13 protein-coding genes are annotated in these 14,215 nt (G+C 69.1%); 8 read left to right on the forward strand and 5 right to left on the reverse strand.

Going from position 1 to position 14,215, the window contains the following annotated elements:
- Positions 1 to 18 precede the first annotated feature (18 nt).
- The 8 genes from ABZ794_RS20470 to ABZ794_RS20505 all read left to right on the forward strand — a co-directional run bounded on the left by ABZ794_RS20470 (position 19) and on the right by ABZ794_RS20505 (position 8,555).
- A complete protein-coding gene (locus tag ABZ794_RS20470; protein ID WP_247668854.1) occupies positions 19 to 1,425 on the forward strand; it encodes an extracellular solute-binding protein in 1,407 nt (468 codons plus the stop codon).
- Complete coding sequence (locus tag ABZ794_RS20475) at positions 1,422 to 2,372, forward strand: sugar ABC transporter permease (protein WP_238689316.1); 951 nt, start codon at positions 1,422 to 1,424, stop codon at positions 2,370 to 2,372. Before ABZ794_RS20470 ends, ABZ794_RS20475 begins: the two co-directional genes overlap by 4 nt.
- Positions 2,372 to 3,283, forward strand: a complete 912-nt coding sequence (locus ABZ794_RS20480) for a carbohydrate ABC transporter permease (RefSeq protein WP_210781256.1) — start codon at positions 2,372 to 2,374, stop codon at positions 3,281 to 3,283. The genes ABZ794_RS20475 and ABZ794_RS20480 overlap by 1 nt, the downstream gene beginning before the upstream one ends.
- Complete coding sequence (locus ABZ794_RS20485; protein WP_357516978.1) at positions 3,283 to 4,350, forward strand: ATP-binding cassette domain-containing protein; 1,068 nt, start codon at positions 3,283 to 3,285, stop codon at positions 4,348 to 4,350. Before ABZ794_RS20480 ends, ABZ794_RS20485 begins: the two co-directional genes overlap by 1 nt.
- Positions 4,350 to 5,426, forward strand: a complete 1,077-nt coding sequence (locus ABZ794_RS20490) for an ABC transporter ATP-binding protein (protein ID WP_238689314.1) — start codon at positions 4,350 to 4,352, stop codon at positions 5,424 to 5,426. The genes ABZ794_RS20485 and ABZ794_RS20490 overlap by 1 nt, the downstream gene beginning before the upstream one ends.
- 276 nt (positions 5,427 to 5,702) lie before the next feature.
- Positions 5,703 to 7,163, forward strand: a complete 1,461-nt coding sequence (locus ABZ794_RS20495) for an NAD-dependent succinate-semialdehyde dehydrogenase (protein ID WP_357516980.1) — start codon at positions 5,703 to 5,705, stop codon at positions 7,161 to 7,163.
- The gene (locus ABZ794_RS20500) at positions 7,160 to 7,300 is read left to right on the forward strand and encodes a hypothetical protein (RefSeq protein ID WP_357516981.1); all 141 of its coding nucleotides are present in this window, start codon (positions 7,160 to 7,162) and stop codon (positions 7,298 to 7,300) included. Before ABZ794_RS20495 ends, ABZ794_RS20500 begins: the two co-directional genes overlap by 4 nt.
- Position 7,301: 1 nt before the next feature.
- On the forward strand, positions 7,302 to 8,555 hold the full coding sequence (locus ABZ794_RS20505; protein WP_357516983.1) for an iron-containing alcohol dehydrogenase: 1,254 nt from the start codon (positions 7,302 to 7,304) through the stop codon (positions 8,553 to 8,555).
- A gap of 57 nt (positions 8,556 to 8,612) precedes the next feature.
- Here ABZ794_RS20505 and ABZ794_RS20510 read toward each other — a convergent pair whose 3' ends face one another.
- The 5 genes from ABZ794_RS20510 to ABZ794_RS20530 all read right to left on the reverse strand — a co-directional run bounded on the left by ABZ794_RS20510 (position 8,613) and on the right by ABZ794_RS20530 (position 14,214).
- Complete coding sequence (locus ABZ794_RS20510; RefSeq protein ID WP_357516985.1) at positions 8,613 to 10,739, reverse strand: radical SAM protein; 2,127 nt, start codon at positions 10,737 to 10,739, stop codon at positions 8,613 to 8,615.
- 10 nt (positions 10,740 to 10,749) lie between these two features.
- Positions 10,750 to 12,144: a TfuA-like protein gene (locus ABZ794_RS20515; RefSeq protein WP_210781262.1), complete on the reverse strand. Its 1,395-nt coding sequence runs from the start codon at positions 12,142 to 12,144 to the stop codon at positions 10,750 to 10,752.
- Complete coding sequence (locus ABZ794_RS20520; RefSeq protein ID WP_210781263.1) at positions 12,137 to 13,303, reverse strand: YcaO-like family protein; 1,167 nt, start codon at positions 13,301 to 13,303, stop codon at positions 12,137 to 12,139. The genes ABZ794_RS20515 and ABZ794_RS20520 overlap by 8 nt, the downstream gene beginning before the upstream one ends.
- 27 nt (positions 13,304 to 13,330) lie before the next feature.
- Entirely contained in the window at positions 13,331 to 13,705 is a 375-nt protein-coding gene (locus ABZ794_RS20525) for a class IIb bacteriocin, lactobin A/cerein 7B family (RefSeq protein ID WP_210781264.1), read from the reverse strand.
- 146 nt (positions 13,706 to 13,851) lie between these two features.
- Positions 13,852 to 14,214: a hypothetical protein gene (locus tag ABZ794_RS20530; protein WP_210781265.1), complete on the reverse strand. Its 363-nt coding sequence runs from the start codon at positions 14,212 to 14,214 to the stop codon at positions 13,852 to 13,854.
- Between the last annotated feature and the right edge of the window lies 1 nt (position 14,215).

Genomic DNA, 14,215 nt, shown 5'->3' on the forward strand with positions numbered 1-14,215 from the left:
CCGAAGCGAATAGGAAGAATGTCCGCTCCCGGCCGAAAGGTACGGCTGGCGTCGGCGGCCATGCTGCTGGTGGCCACGACCATGACGGCTTGCGGCGAGGGCAAGGACGACGGCGAGAAGGCGAGCGCCCCCAAGGCGCCGGCGACCATCCCGGAGCTCACCAAGGATCCGCTGACCCTCAGCTTCATCTGGTTCGACTGGCCGCCCGCCAAGGCACTGGAAGCCTTCGCGAACGCGGAGTACAAGAAGGAACGGCCGAACGCGACCATCAAGGTCAACACCGTGCCGAACGCGAACTGGCACGACGCGATGTTCACCCAGTTCGCGGCGCGCAAGACCGACTTCGACATCGCGATCCTGGACTCGCAACACATCGGCGAGGCCGTGACGAACGGCAACATCCTCGACCTCACCGACTTCGTCAAGGAGAACATCGACGTCGCGGCCTACAACCCGTACCTCCTGGCGGCCTACGGCCAGTTCCCCCAGGCGGAGACCGGCAAGCGCGACGAGAACGCCAGCCTGTACGGACTGCCGCTGCTCGGCGACACCTGGACGATGATCTACCGCAAGGACCTGATCGGCGACAAGCCGCCGCAGACCTGGGACCAGATGATCGCAGCCGCCGAGAAGTGCCAGGCGGACAACCCTGGCGTCAGCGGGCTGGCTTTCCACCAGGCCAACGGCTCCGACGCCGCGGCCGTCACCTACAACACTGTCAACGGCGTCTACGGCGGCAACCTCTGGGACTCCAAGACGCGCAAGATCGATGGCGTCATCAACGACGCAGCGGGCCAGGAGGCGATGGACGTCCTGGTCAACAAGATGAAGCCGCTGACCGCCAAGGGCTCCGGCAACTGGTTCATCGACGAGGTGAACGCGGCTGTCGCCCAGGGCAAGGCCTGCATCGCGTTCAACTGGATCGCCGCGAGCGGCGGCCTGCTCGATCCGAAGCAGTCGACGCTCGGCACCAGCCGGGAGCAGATCCTCGACAAGCTGGGTTTTGCCACCCTGCCGAGCCAGAAGACGAACCTGGTCCCTCTCGGCGGTATGGGGATGCACGTGTCGGCCTACTCCGCCACGGCGAACCAGACCGAGGCCCTGAACTTCATGAAGTGGTTCGAGCGGGCTGACATCCAGAAGAAGTGGGCCGCGGCCGGTGGCGTGCCATCGCGTACGGACGCCCTGGAGTCGCCCGAGTTCCTCAATGCCGGGCCGTTCAACCAGGTGTACACCGACTCGGTTCCGCGGATGCGGGACATGTGGAACGTGCCCGAGTACGCGCGCCTCGTCGACATCGAGAACACCAACGTGAACGCGGCTCTCAACGGCGCGAAGAAGCCGAAGGATGCGCTCGACGACATCGCCAAGGAGCAGCAGGGCGTTCTCGACTCGAGCAGCCGCAAGGGTGGCGGCGGACTGTGAGTGACCCCGTCCCTCTGACGACCGACGATCCCGGGCAGGTGGCGTCCGCGACGCCACCTGCCCGGGGCAGGTCCCCTCGGCTGGGCGACCGAGGGCTCGCCGTGGCCTTCATCTCCCCCGCGATGCTGCTGTTGCTCGCCATGTCGGTGTTTCCGTTGCTGTGGGCGTTGTACCTGTCTTTCACGGACTACTCGGCCACCCGCGGGGGGCCCGCCAATTTCATCGGATTCGGGAACTACACCGCCATCCTGACGTCGGCGCAGGTCCACACGAGGGCTCTGACGACGTTGATCTACGTGGTCGGCGCGGTCGGCCTGCAGACAGTGCTCGGATTCGGCATCGCCTACCTGATCTCACGGCGCACACATGGGCGAGGAGTGCTGACCACTCTGTTCCTGGTTCCGATGATGCTGTCGCCGGTCGTGGTCGGGCTGTTCTGGCGATTCATGCTCGACGCGCAGTTCGGCGTGGTCAACAGCATGCTCGGCTCGGTCGGCCTGGGGCAGGTGGAGTGGCTCACCCGGCAGCGGACGGCACTGCTTTCCCTGATCGTGGTCGACACCTGGCAGTGGACGCCGTTCATCATGCTCATCGCGCTCGCGGGCCTCACCGCGGTTCCCAAGTACCTCTACGAGGCCGCCTCGATCGACCGGGCGTCCGAGTGGTTCCGGTTCCGCACCATCACGCTTCCGCTGGTATGGCCGCTGCTTCTCATTGCCGTGATGTTCAGGGCCATCGAGGCGTTCCGGCTGTTCGACCTCGTCTACATCCTCACCAACGGAGGCCCGGGTGTCTCCACCGAGACGTTGTCGTTCCACATCTACAAGGTCGCGTTCCTGGGCTTCAACACCGGAACCGCTTCGGCGTACGGGATTCTCATGGTCCTCGTCGTCATCGTCCTCACGCAGTTCTACCTGCGCTACCTGAACAAGCTCAAGGAGGGCTGATGGCCGTCTCCGTCGACGAGGCCGTGTCCACAGGTCCTACCCGGGACCACACGCCCCCCGCGCGCCGCCTGGGCGGTCGAGGCCGCTCGGTGCTGGAGGTCGCGCTGCTGACCGTGCTGGCCGTCGTGATGCTCTTTCCGGTGCTGTGGATGATCGAGACGTCCATCAAGGAGAACCGGGACGTCTACGCCATCCCGGCCAAGTTCTTCGACTTCAAGATAACTCTGGAGCATTACAAGGACGTGTTCGTCGACCCCGACGGCGGTCGCTCGGCCTTGTCCGTCGCGTTCCTCAACTCCGTCGTGGTAGCCGGGGTCTCCACGGTGCTGGCCACCGTGCTGGGGGTCCCGGCGGCCTGGGCCTACTCACGCTTCGCCGTGAAGGCCAAGAAGGACCAACTGTTCTTCATCCTGTCCACGCGCTTCATGCCGCCCGTGGTGGTCGTGGTCCCGATCTTCCTCATGTACCGCCAGGTCGGGCTCATCGACAACAAGCTCGGCCTGATCCTCATCTACACCGCGTTCAACGTCCCGTTCACGATCTGGATGATGAAGGGGTTCGTCGACGAGGTGCCCGCCGAGTACGAGGATGCCGCCATGCTCGACGGCTACACCCGTTTGCAGGCGTTCCGGCTCTTCACCCTTCCCCTGCTCGTGCCCGGCATCGCCGCGACGGCGGTCTTCGCACTCATCTTCTCGTGGAACGAGTTCGTGTTCGCCACCTTCCTCACCTCCAGCGACGACGTCCGGACGGCCCCGCCCGCCATCGCCGGTCTCATCGGCGGCACCACTACGGACTGGGGCCTCGTGGCCGCCGCCTCCGTGGTGTTCGCCCTACCGGTGCTGGTCTTCGCGTACCTGGTGCGCAAGCACCTCATCGCCGGCGTGACGCTCGGGGCGGTGCGACGCTGATGGCGGGCATCGAGGTGACCGCCCTGCACAAGCGCTACCCGGACGGGACGGTCGCGGTTGAGCACGTGAACCTGTCCATCGGCCACGGCGAGTTGTTCGTGATGCTCGGCCCCTCGGGTTGCGGCAAGACGACCACGCTGCGGGCCATAGCCGGCCTGGAGAGGCAGACGACGGGCGACATCCGCATCGGCGACACGCTGGTCAACGACCTGCCGCCCGCCGAGCGCGACATCGCCATGGTGTTCCAGTTCTACGCCCTCTACCCGCATCTGAAGACCCGCGACAACCTGGCGTTCCCGCTGCGGGCAGAGGGACTGCCCAAGCCCGAGGTGCACGAGCGGGTCACCGAGGCCGCCCGGCTGATGCGGCTTGGTTCGCTCCTGGACCGGCGACCGCGTCAGCTGTCCGGCGGGGAGCAGCAGCGCGTCGCGCTCGCTCGCGCCCTGGTGCGACGACCGCGCGCCTTCCTCATGGACGAGCCTCTCACCAATCTGGACGCGGAGCTGAGGGCGGACATGCGCACGGAGATCAAGCACCTGCAGGGGGAACTGGGGGCGACGATGGTCTACGTCACCCACGACCAGGTCGAGGCGATGTCGCTCGGTCACCGAATCGCCATCCTCAACAAGGGCCGCGTCGAGCAGATCGGCACGCCGCTGGAGGTCTACGACCGCCCGGCGAGTCTCTTCTGCGCCGCTTTCATCGGCTCCCCGCCGATGAACCTCATCGAGGTGGAAGTGGCTGACGGGAAGCTGCGCGGTCAGGGCGGGCTGGCCCTCGCGCCACCGCCGGGCCTGCCGCGCGACCGTCGCCTGATCGCAGGCGTCCGGCCGGAAGCGCTGGAAGTCACCGAAGCAGGGGCGGAACGTTCGGTCCCGGCCCGCGTGGTCTCGGCGGAGTGGCTGGGCGACGAGATCATCTACGTGGTCGACCACGGCGGCCAGCGCGACGTACGGGTTCGGATGCCACCGACTGTCCGTTTCGCCGCTGACGCAACGGTCGGGCTACGGCACACCGGCGGGACGCCGGCGGTCTACGACGTGAGCACGGAAGAGCTGGTGGCCTGATGGGAACCGTTGCCGCGCACGGGCTGCGCAAGTCCTTCGGAAAAGTCCAGGCCCTCGACGGGGTGACGCTGGACGTGCCGGACGGCTCGTTCTTCGTCGTGCTCGGGCCCTCCGGGGCGGGCAAGACGACGACCCTGCGAGCGATAGCCGGCCTTGACAAGCTTGACGCCGGGTCGGTGCATCTGGACGGCAGGGACGCGACCGGTGACACCCCGGCCGCACGCGACCTGGCCATGGTCTTCCAGAGCTACGCGCTCTACCCGCGACACACGGTGTACGAGAACATCGCGTCGCCGCTGCGGGCACGCCGCTGCTCTTCGGGCGAGATCGCCACTGCCGTGGAGCAGATGTCGAGCCTGTTGCACATCGAACGTCTGCTGCAGCGTCGTCCCGCGCAGTTGTCGGGCGGTGAGATGCAGCGCGTCGCCCTCGCCCGGGCGCTGGTCCGTCGCCCGCGCGCGTTTCTCATGGACGAGCCGCTGACGAACCTCGACCTCAAGCTCCGCGTCGAGATGCGCACCGAACTCACCCGCATCCACCGCAGCCTCGGAGCGACCTTCGTCTACGTGACAAACGACCAGGTCGAGGCCCTGTCCATGGCCGACCAGGTCGCAGTCCTCAAGGAGGGGAAGGTGCAACAGGTCGGGACGCCGACCGAGGTGTACGAGCGTCCCGCCAACCAGTGGGTCGCAGGATTCGTCGGGAGCCCCCCGATCAGCCTGCTCGCCTGCCACACCGAGGGAGATCGTCTGGTCGGTGCGGCAGGCTGGACGCTGCCGCGGCCCCGCTGGACCACGGCTGAGGACGGTCGTGAGCTGCTGCTGGGCCTGCGGGCGGAGGACCTCTCCGTCGAGCAGCGTGGGAACGCGTCGTTGTCGGGTGAGCTCTACGGGCTTGAGCCGCTCGGTGACCGAACGGTGGTCGACGTCCGAGTGGGGACGGAGATCCTCAAGGTCAAGGCACGACCCACCGTCACCGGTACGCCGGGCGAGCGGCTGCTCGTCACTGTCGATCTGGATCGTGCGCACCTGTTCGATGCGGGCACCGGGCTGTCGCTGTCCGAGGCGGGGCGGTAACGGCGCCCGGCGGCGACGGCGACATGCGCCAGCACATGGCAATCGAGCCTCGGCGGACCGTCACCAGTGCCAACGGCCTGACGACGCGGGGACGGCCGTGGCCCGCGAAGGCGATCGGCGGCGCGGGGCGTCGCCCCGCGGACCGGGCCGAGGCCACATTCGACCCGCCCGGCAACCTCGCCCCCCGACGAGGGCGTGTGACCCGTCCGTCTCCGCGCGCAGCGCGACCGCTGAGGCACGCCGGACATCACGAAGAAGATCACAGGAGGCGACGCGATGAGTGACCCGATGAACGTGCTGGCCCCCGAGCATCGGCGGCTGCGGATCGGCGACGCCTGGCGCGACGCCGCAAGCGGAGCCACCTTTGCCGTCGAGGACCCGGCCACCGGCAAGACCATCGCCGAGGTGGCGGACGCCGATGTCGTTGACGGGCTCGCCGCCCTGGACGCGGCGAGCACGGCGATGGCGCAGTGGGCGGCGACCCCGCCGCGGAAACGGTCAGAGTTGTTGACCGCGACGTACCGGGCACTGACCGAGCGATCCGAGGAGGTCGCCCGGCTGATCACGCTCGAGATGGGCAAGCCGCTCGCCGAGGCTCGTGGAGAGGTGGCCTACGGCGCCGAGTTCTTCCGTTGGTTCGCCGAGGAGGCGGTGCGCGTCGAGGGGCGCTACAGCACCGCTCCCTCAGGTGGATACCGCATCCTCACCGTGCCGAAGCCGGTCGGACCGTGCGTCTTCGTGACGCCCTGGAACTTTCCGTTGGCCATGGGTGCCCGCAAGATCGCTCCTGCGCTGGCCGCGGGCTGTACGACGATCACCAAGCCAGCAGGCCAGACGCCACTCACCATGCTGTTCCTGGCCCGCATCATGGAGGAGGTCGGCGTTCCCCCGGGCGTCGTCAACGTGGTGACCACCAAGCGTTCCGGCGAGGTCATCTCCGCACTGCTGGCCGACGGTCGGACCCGCAAGCTCTCGTTCACCGGGTCGACCGAGGTCGGGCGCGTACTGCTACGACAGGCTGCGGACAACGTGCTGCGCACGTCCATGGAACTGGGCGGCAACGCGGCCCTGATCGTGTGTGCCGACGCTGACCTGGACGTCGCGCTCGACGGTGCCATGGTGGCCAAGATGCGCAACATCGGGGAGTCCTGCATCGCGGCCAACCGGATCTACGTCGAGGAGCCCGTACGCGAGGAGTTCGCGGCGCGCTTCGCCGAGCGGATGGGCGCGCTGTCGGTGGGCCATGGTCTCGACGACGGCGTGAACGTCGGGGCGTTGATCGACGAGGCCTCGGTCACCAAGATCGGCGAACTGGTCGCCGACGCGGTCGATCGCGGCGCCCGGGTCCTGGTGGGCGGCGAGCGTCCGGACGGGCCGGGCCACTTCTACCCGCCTACCGTCCTCGTCGACGTGCCCGACGATGCGCGGATGCTGAAGGCGGAGATCTTCGGCCCGGTGGCGCCGATCATCTCGTTCACGTCCGACGACGAGGTGATGGCGAAGGCCAACGACACCGAGCACGGCCTGGCCGGATACGTCTTCACCCGTGACCTCCAGCGGGCGCTCCGGTTCGCCGAGGGGCTGGACACGGGGATGCTCGGCATCAACCGTGGTCTGATATCGGATCCGTCAGCTCCGTTCGGAGGCGTGAAGCAGTCCGGGATCGGCAAGGAGGGGTCGCACGAGGGCATCCTCGAATACCTCGACCTCACCTACGTGGCGATCGACCTACCGTGACGGGCCTGCTGCTCCGGGCGCCCGCCGAGCATCACCGCGCCACCAGGGCGGCCAACCTCGCCGACGCCGTCCCGGTCTCGCAGGTGACCTGGTCGTCCGCCCAGCACATCGCCGCCGACGTTCCGGAGAGGCACTGACATGCTTGAGACCGTCCGCGGACCACGCCAGCTGATAGTGGGCGAAGGGGTCGCGCAGAACATCCCACGAGTGGTGGCCGAGAGCGGCTCGCGAGTCCTCATCGTGACCGACCAGGTTCTCCTGGGGCAGCCGGGCGTGGCCGAGATCGTGGCCGCCGTGCGGGAAAAGGTCGAGGTCGTCGAGGTGTTCTCCGACGCGACTCCAGACGTGCCACTCTCCGATGTCGCAGTGGCCGTCTCGGCCGCCGCCGAGGTGGACGCCGACGTGATCCTCGCCATCGGGGGCGGCACGGTGATCGACCTCGCCAAAATCGTCGGCGTCATCCGGCGCCACGGTGGGAGCCCGCGCGACTTCTACGGCGAGTCGAGGGTGCCGGGGCCGACGCTTCCCCTCGTCGCGGTCCCGACGACGTCAGGCACCGGCTCCGAGCTCACACCCGTCTCGGTGTTGACCGACCCGGACCGCGAGCTGAAGGTGGGGGTTTCCAGCGTCCACATCGTGCCCGACTTCGCCATCGTCGACCCCGAACTCACCTACACCTGCCCCGCGACCGTCACCGCCCACTCCGGCATCGACGCGTTCTGTCACGCGGTGGAGAGCTACACCGCGCGACCCCGGGCCCACGGACCGCGCGACCCGGTGGAGCAGGTGTTCCTCGGCCGCAACCCGATCACCGATCACTACGCGCTCCGGGCCGCGGAGCGAATCGCCCGTAGTTTGCGTCGTGCTGTCACTGACGGAGGCGACACGGACGCGCGCGCGGACATGTCCTACGGGTCCATGCTCGCCGGGCTCGCCTTTTCCCACGCGGGCAACGCGGCCCCGCACGCTCTCCAGTACCCGATCGGCGCAGCCACGCACACGCCGCACGGCCTGGGCGTCGGGCTGCTACTGCCCTACGCGCTGGACGCGGCCAGGGATGCCATCGGCGACCGGTTGGCCATCCTCGCCCGGGTGTGCGGGCTCGACGTGACCGACGCCTCCGATGCCGAGGCCGCCGACACGTTCCTCACCTGGCTCGACGGGCTCCTTGCCGACATCGGCATCCCTCGCACCTTGGCGGACATCGGCGTGGCACGCGCCGACCTCCCGCGCTTCGCGGAAATGGCCAGTGGCGTCACCCGCCTGATCCAGAACCATCCAGGCCCGACCGACACCGCCAGCCTGACCGCGATCCTCGAAGCGGCCTGGACCGGGGACCGGACCCGAGACGCCCTGACTCCGAGCAGAGACAGTGACCGGCCTTTCACATGACGACGGCTGAGCCGAGCATTCCGACGCCCAGGGTGCGTGCCCCGCCGGGCAGTCGGGTCACCGCTCCGGATCGGCCGGGAGCCGATGCCGGCGGATCAGCCGCTGCCCGATGAAGGTTCGCCAGACCCGGTCCGCGACAGTCGGTTCGACGATCCAGAGCCGACGCTGCGCCTCGGCGAGGGTGAGCGGCGCGCTGAAGAGATCCAGGAACAGGCGGCTGCTGCGGTTGAGTGCGAACACCTGGCCGTCGACCCGGCGGAACAGGTGCCGGTCCGCCGGCAGGTCGCCGGGGACGCCTTCCTGCTCGTCGGATCGGATTCGCCGGTATGCGTCCCAGACCTGCTCGTCGTCGCGATCCACGAAGGCGCCGTTGGCGAGGAACTCGGTCTGGTCGTCGGTGTCGTGGCGTACCCGGTCGTGGGCGAGGACGCCGCGTACCGCGGTGCCGTACCGGTCGTGGTAGAAGAACGTGTGCGGGGTGTCGGTGGCGCCCAGCCACGGACGGTGGTAGTGCCCGGGGTTCAGTCCAGCCTTTGCCTGGGCGACCTCGGCCTGCGCCGCCGCGGTGACCGGCTCGTCGTACTTGAGCATCCGGACGATGTCCGATCCCTCCACCGGCCGCACGTTGGTGATGCCGAACCGGTCCGGCTCCTTGGCGACGATGGCGCCCGGCGTCAGCATGAAGTCGCCGAGCCCGCCGAGGGTCCACAGGTCCGGGTTGTCACGCAGGAAATTGACGCTGTCCAGTGCCTCTTCGCGGGTCTCGGTGGGGAAACCAGTGAAGCCCATCATCTGCACACCAATGTTCGCCTTGGTCATCGCCATCATGGTGCGTCGTGCCTGCTCCGGCTTCGTGCCCTTGTCGATCAGATCGAGGACGCGCTGGTTACCGGACTCGAAGCCGACTGAGATGGCCACGCAGCCGCTGCGCCTCAGTAAGTCGCAGCGCTCGTCCGACCAGTACTTCTCCAGCCGGATCTCGGCACCCCAGCGGAAGTCCAGCCCTCGCTCGACGACCTGCTCGGCGAAGCGCAGGATGGTCGCGGGAGCGAGCACATCGACCGAGAAGTAGATGAACTTGGCGAACTTCGACAGTTCGGTGACATCCGCGATCATGGTGCTCACCGTGTCCTGCCGCCATGGGCTGGTGGGACCGTCGGTGTTCAGTCCGTAGTCGCAGAACGTGCACTTGTTCCAGTAGCAGCCTCGGGTCGGCGAATAGTAGACGAACCGCTCCGGGCTGAGGTAGAGGTCCCAGGGCAGGCCGGAGAAGTCCGGGACCGGCACCTGCGCCAGGCGTTCATAGCGCAGGGGCAGTTGACGCTGGCGGCCGTACTTGGGGTGCAGCCGGACGTTGGGGTGCCCGGCTGGCAGCGTGCCCGCCGCCACCGCGTCCAGGATCTCGGTGTAGGCGCTTTCCCCCTCCCCGACCACGATCGCGTCGAAGTCGGCCAGCACCTGGAAGACGTACTCGGGTTTGCTGGCGCACTTCCAGACGTCGGAGATCTCCGTGCCACCCGCGATGAGGAAGACGTCCGGGCAGGCCTGCCGGACGAGTCGGGCGATCCAGAGCGCGAACGGCAGCTGCCACTGGTAGGTGGCGCTGATGCCGATCACCTGGTGCCCGCCAGCGGCCAGCCGTGGGATCAGCACGTCCTCGTAGTACGGCAGGAAGGGTCGGTTGAGCCGAGCGAGCAGCGCCTCGTCCGTCAGCGCGGCCACCGAGCCGATCGAGATCATCGGCGGTGGGTGGAGCCGGAAGCCGGCGTGGAACTGCCCGGGGAACCCGACCGTGCCGAGCGCGTCCATCCAGGAGATGACGCCCTCGACGGCGTCCTGGTAGTGCCGGTAGTCGTAGAACAGGGTCGGATCCTGCAGCACCCCGATCGACCGGCGCAGCCGCTCCGGATCGGGGTCGGGCAGGCCGAGCTGGTTCGCCCGGGCCATCAGCGCGTCCGGGCCGCTGAGGTTGTCGATCGAGAGCCGGGACAGCTCCCGCCGAAGCCAGTCGTACGCCGACGGGGTGTACGAGTGGTGGAACGCCTCGATGTTGGCGTCGATGATCTCCGCCGGCTGGTGTCCCTGTGCCCGGGCGTACGAATCGAGGTAGTTCAGGGAGTGGTATCCCGAGGTGGGATCGGTCAGCGGGGGGTAGATCAGTGCTGCCTTCACCGTGCCGCTCATCGACTCCTCCTCAGCCGACCCGGGCCGCGGAACCGGCCAGGGTGTCCTGCGTGCGCGTGCCCACCGCGGGCAGTCGCGGGCCACCGAACGCCTTGATGTACGCGACCAACGGTTCGGCGGCGTACCGGAACGCCGCAAGGTCGACGAAGCCCCGGTCCCACGCCGCCGCTTCCAGCCCGTCGGCGGCGCAGCCCCACAGCCTCGCGAAGCACGCGTCGACGATCTCGGTGCGGAAGTGCAGCCGAGCACCCGGTCGGCGATGCCCCGTCGTGCGCGGGACGAGCGTCTCGTTCAGCGACGCCGCGGTCGCCGCGACCTGCCGTGCCGCGGTGAGTAACGCGGGGGTACGCAACGGCGGCGCGACCATCCACAGAGCCAGGCTGCGGTGTGGCGTGGTGCCGAACGCCCGCACCAACACCCGCAGCACCGCCTCGCGGTCGTCGAGACCCCGTTCCCGGTCGGTCAGCCAGTCCCACCCGCTCGGCGGCGCACCGGTCAGCCCTCGCCGGTGGGCCACCTCGCCGGCGCGCTCCTCGACCATCGGGTCGTCGATGTCGACCTCTGCCAGCCCGGCCAGCACCCCTCGCCGGTGCCAGGTCGCCGACTCGGGATGTAGCAGCATCAGCACCGCGGCGGCCTCCCGGTCGCTGGCCCAGTGCCCGCCGACCGACTCGCCGGCGAACCGGGCGCGCCAGCTGTCGAGAAAGCGGGTGTGCAGGTTGTCGAGCGGCTGGTCGCCGGCGTGCGCCGGGCACAGCTCGGGCGCGTTGTCCGCCGCCATCGACAGCAGCATCCGCGCGTCGGCGCCCTTGGCGTCGCAGGGGTCGCGCCGGTGCCAGGTCAGGAACCGGCCCACCACGGCCGCCGCCTCGGGTGGCGCGCTGCGCTCCAGCGCCTGGTACGACCGCCGCCGGAAGGGCAGGTCCCGGCCGATGTCCAGCAGCAGCACCGCCTCGGCGTCGCTGAGTACGCCGGCTGCGACGGCGCGGCGCAGCGCGACCCGGATGTTCACCAGCGGGACGCTCAGGGCGCGGTGGCCTTCCTCGGCGGGCCCGTGCACGACGGCCACCTCGTCGTCGCCCGTGACGACCCCGTCGCGGTAGAGCCGGAACACCTCGCCCACACCCCGCATCCCGAACGGCCACAGCTCGGCGGCGCGCAGTGCGCCCATGCTGGCGGCGCCGGCCACGGTCACGCCACGGTCGAGCAGGTCGAGGATCTCCCGGTGGCGGACCGGCGGGTGTTGCAGGAAGAACCCGTCGATGACGAGGACCCGGTCGCCGGGGGCAACGTCCAGGCGGAGCAGGTCGCCGTGCGCGACGGGCGGCAGCACCACCGCGTCGGGCAGCAGCCGACCGACCTCGTCGGCGGGGAGGCTCGGACCGATGAAGACGACGTCAGTCACGGGGCACTCCTGGTCGGGTACTCAGGGCCCGCTCGTCGAACATCCGCAGGCCGGGGGCGAACACCTTGCTCACCGCAATGCCGATGTCGTCGTGCGTCAGGTCGACGCTGAACGGCTCGACACCGGTGACCCGTTGCACCCGCGCCGCCAGCTCGCGCAGCACCTGGGTCACGTCCCCCACGGGTGGCGCATCCCGGCGGACCGGCCGGACGGGCCGGTCGACTGTGGGCGGCGGCACCGGCGGTGCGCCGACATCGTGGTAGGCGGTGGCGTCGATGTCGTCACGGGCTCCGGAGACCATGACCAGCCGCGATTGCGCTGCCTCCGCCATGGCCCGACCGACGGCGATCTCCGGGTCCACGTGGCAGCCGAAGCCGCCGAAGGTGACCGGCAGGTCCTCCGACCAGATCGAGGCGGCGTAGCAGGGCACGCCGACCGCGTTGGTGATGTCGCAGACCTCCACCCAGCAACCGGCCGCCACCAGCGCCTCGTGCACCGCGCGGGTCATCACGTTGGTGACGGTGCCCGGGTCGGCGTAGGTGCGCTCGGCCAACGGTGAGGTGCAGTACGGGGCGATGCAGTCGCGCTCGACGACCTCCAGCAAAGCGTGCAGGCTGGCCTCGGCGAAGGTGTTCCCGGTGGCCAGCCCGTTGCTGCTGGGGGTGAACAGGGCGCGGTCCCAGCCCCGCCGGATGGTGAAGTCGAGTTCGATGGTGGCGCGGGGCACCAGGCAGTCCGCACCGGTCACCAGCCCTCGGCCAGCCACCCAGTCGAGCTCGACGGCGGGGGTCAGGGGTGACCGTTCCGCCAGGTGCAGCCACCGGACGTCGTAGGGCAGGTCGAGCGCCTCGGCCGGGGACCGGACGACGGTCCCCGGCCGGAGGTTCTCGGCATGCCAGGACTCGATGCTCTCCATGACCGCGCTGACCCGGGCCTGCGTCGCCGTGGCGCCGGTGCCGACGCTCACCGCCATGGTGGCTCCCACCGGCCGGTAGGCGACGTGCACCGGTAGGCCGATCTCGTCGAGCCGGGTGATGTCGGCGACCCGGGTGATCCGGAACCGGTCGAGCAGGCCCCCGATCCGCTCCCAGGTCTGCTCCACGGTGGCCGTCCGGTAGGTGCCGGATCGGAACGCGATGGTCTCGGTCGTGTCAGTCATCGAGGCTCCCGGCGAGGGGTGGGGAACTCAGAGGATGAGGACGGCGATGATGTTGACGTTGTTGTCGGCGATCGGGGCCACGCCGCCGGCGACCGTCTCCAACTCGGCCTCGGTCAGCTCGTTGAGGTCGACCAGCGGCACCTCGGGCACGTGCAGCACGTGCAGGCCGGGCGTGCCAGCCCAGTCGGCGACGACCTGGTCCTTGGTGTAGAGCGTGGCGGGCTGGGCGCGGTCGACCTCGACCCGGGAGCCGGCGGCTACCGGCAGGCCGGCCGCCGTCGCGTAGCCGGTCGGGTCGGCGAGCAGGCGCTGCAGTTCCTCGTCGCTGCGCCACACTGCGGTGACCAGTTCCGAGTACTTCGTCACGAACCTCGCGCCATATTCCTGTTCGTCGTTGCTCATCGTTCGGTCCTTTCCTCGGGTCGCTGCAAGACGGGGGGTGATCGCCGTGGCGAGAACGCTACGAAAATCGAGCTTCGACAATCAATGATTCGCTGTGACTGCCATCAGAATCTGCCGCGCCAGCTCATGCGCGGCAGACTTCGGTGTCAGGTGCAGCAGCACGGGCAGCAGCAGGCACAGCTGGGGTCTAGGCCGGCGACGACGCTGTCCAGTTCGTCCTCGGCCAACTCCGCCTGAGCCACCGGCAGCAGCGACGGCACGAAGAGCACGAAGGTGCCGCTGGTGCCCGCCTGCTGCCAGGACTCGACCTGCACCTCCAGATCCGGATCGGCGTCGGCGACGTCCCGGACTACCCGGACCTGCACATCCTCGGACAGTTGGAGCCCGTAGCCGGCGAGGAACCCCCGCGGGTCCCGGTCGAGCGCCTGCTCCTTGACCGGGTCGGCCCAGACGTCGGCGACCAGCCGGCTGTACGCGGCCACGAAGACCGCTCGATCGACAGGTGTCACA

The sequence above is a fragment of the Micromonospora sp. NPDC047187 genome (assembly GCF_040643355.1).
Taxonomy (GTDB): domain Bacteria; phylum Actinomycetota; class Actinomycetes; order Mycobacteriales; family Micromonosporaceae; genus Micromonospora; species Micromonospora salmantinae.

Bases quoted from the DNA above. Each gene is read 5' to 3' on its own strand.
- ABZ794_RS20470 (WP_247668854.1), top strand. From the start codon at position 19: ATGTCCGCTCCCGGCCGAAAGGTACGGCTGGCGTCGGCGGCCATGCTG.
- ABZ794_RS20480 (WP_210781256.1), top strand. From the start codon at position 2,372: ATGGCCGTCTCCGTCGACGAGGCCGTGTCCACAGGTCCTACCCGGGAC.
- ABZ794_RS20485 (WP_357516978.1), top strand. From the start codon at position 3,283: ATGGCGGGCATCGAGGTGACCGCCCTGCACAAGCGCTACCCGGACGGG.
- ABZ794_RS20490 (WP_238689314.1), top strand. From the start codon at position 4,350: ATGGGAACCGTTGCCGCGCACGGGCTGCGCAAGTCCTTCGGAAAAGTC.
- ABZ794_RS20495 (WP_357516980.1), top strand. From the start codon at position 5,703: ATGAGTGACCCGATGAACGTGCTGGCCCCCGAGCATCGGCGGCTGCGG.
- ABZ794_RS20505 (WP_357516983.1), top strand. From the start codon at position 7,302: ATGCTTGAGACCGTCCGCGGACCACGCCAGCTGATAGTGGGCGAAGGG.
- ABZ794_RS20510 (WP_357516985.1), bottom strand. From the start codon at position 10,739: ATGAGCGGCACGGTGAAGGCAGCACTGATCTACCCCCCGCTGACCGAT.
- ABZ794_RS20520 (WP_210781263.1), bottom strand. From the start codon at position 13,303: ATGACTGACACGACCGAGACCATCGCGTTCCGATCCGGCACCTACCGG.
- ABZ794_RS20525 (WP_210781264.1), bottom strand. From the start codon at position 13,705: ATGAGCAACGACGAACAGGAATATGGCGCGAGGTTCGTGACGAAGTAC.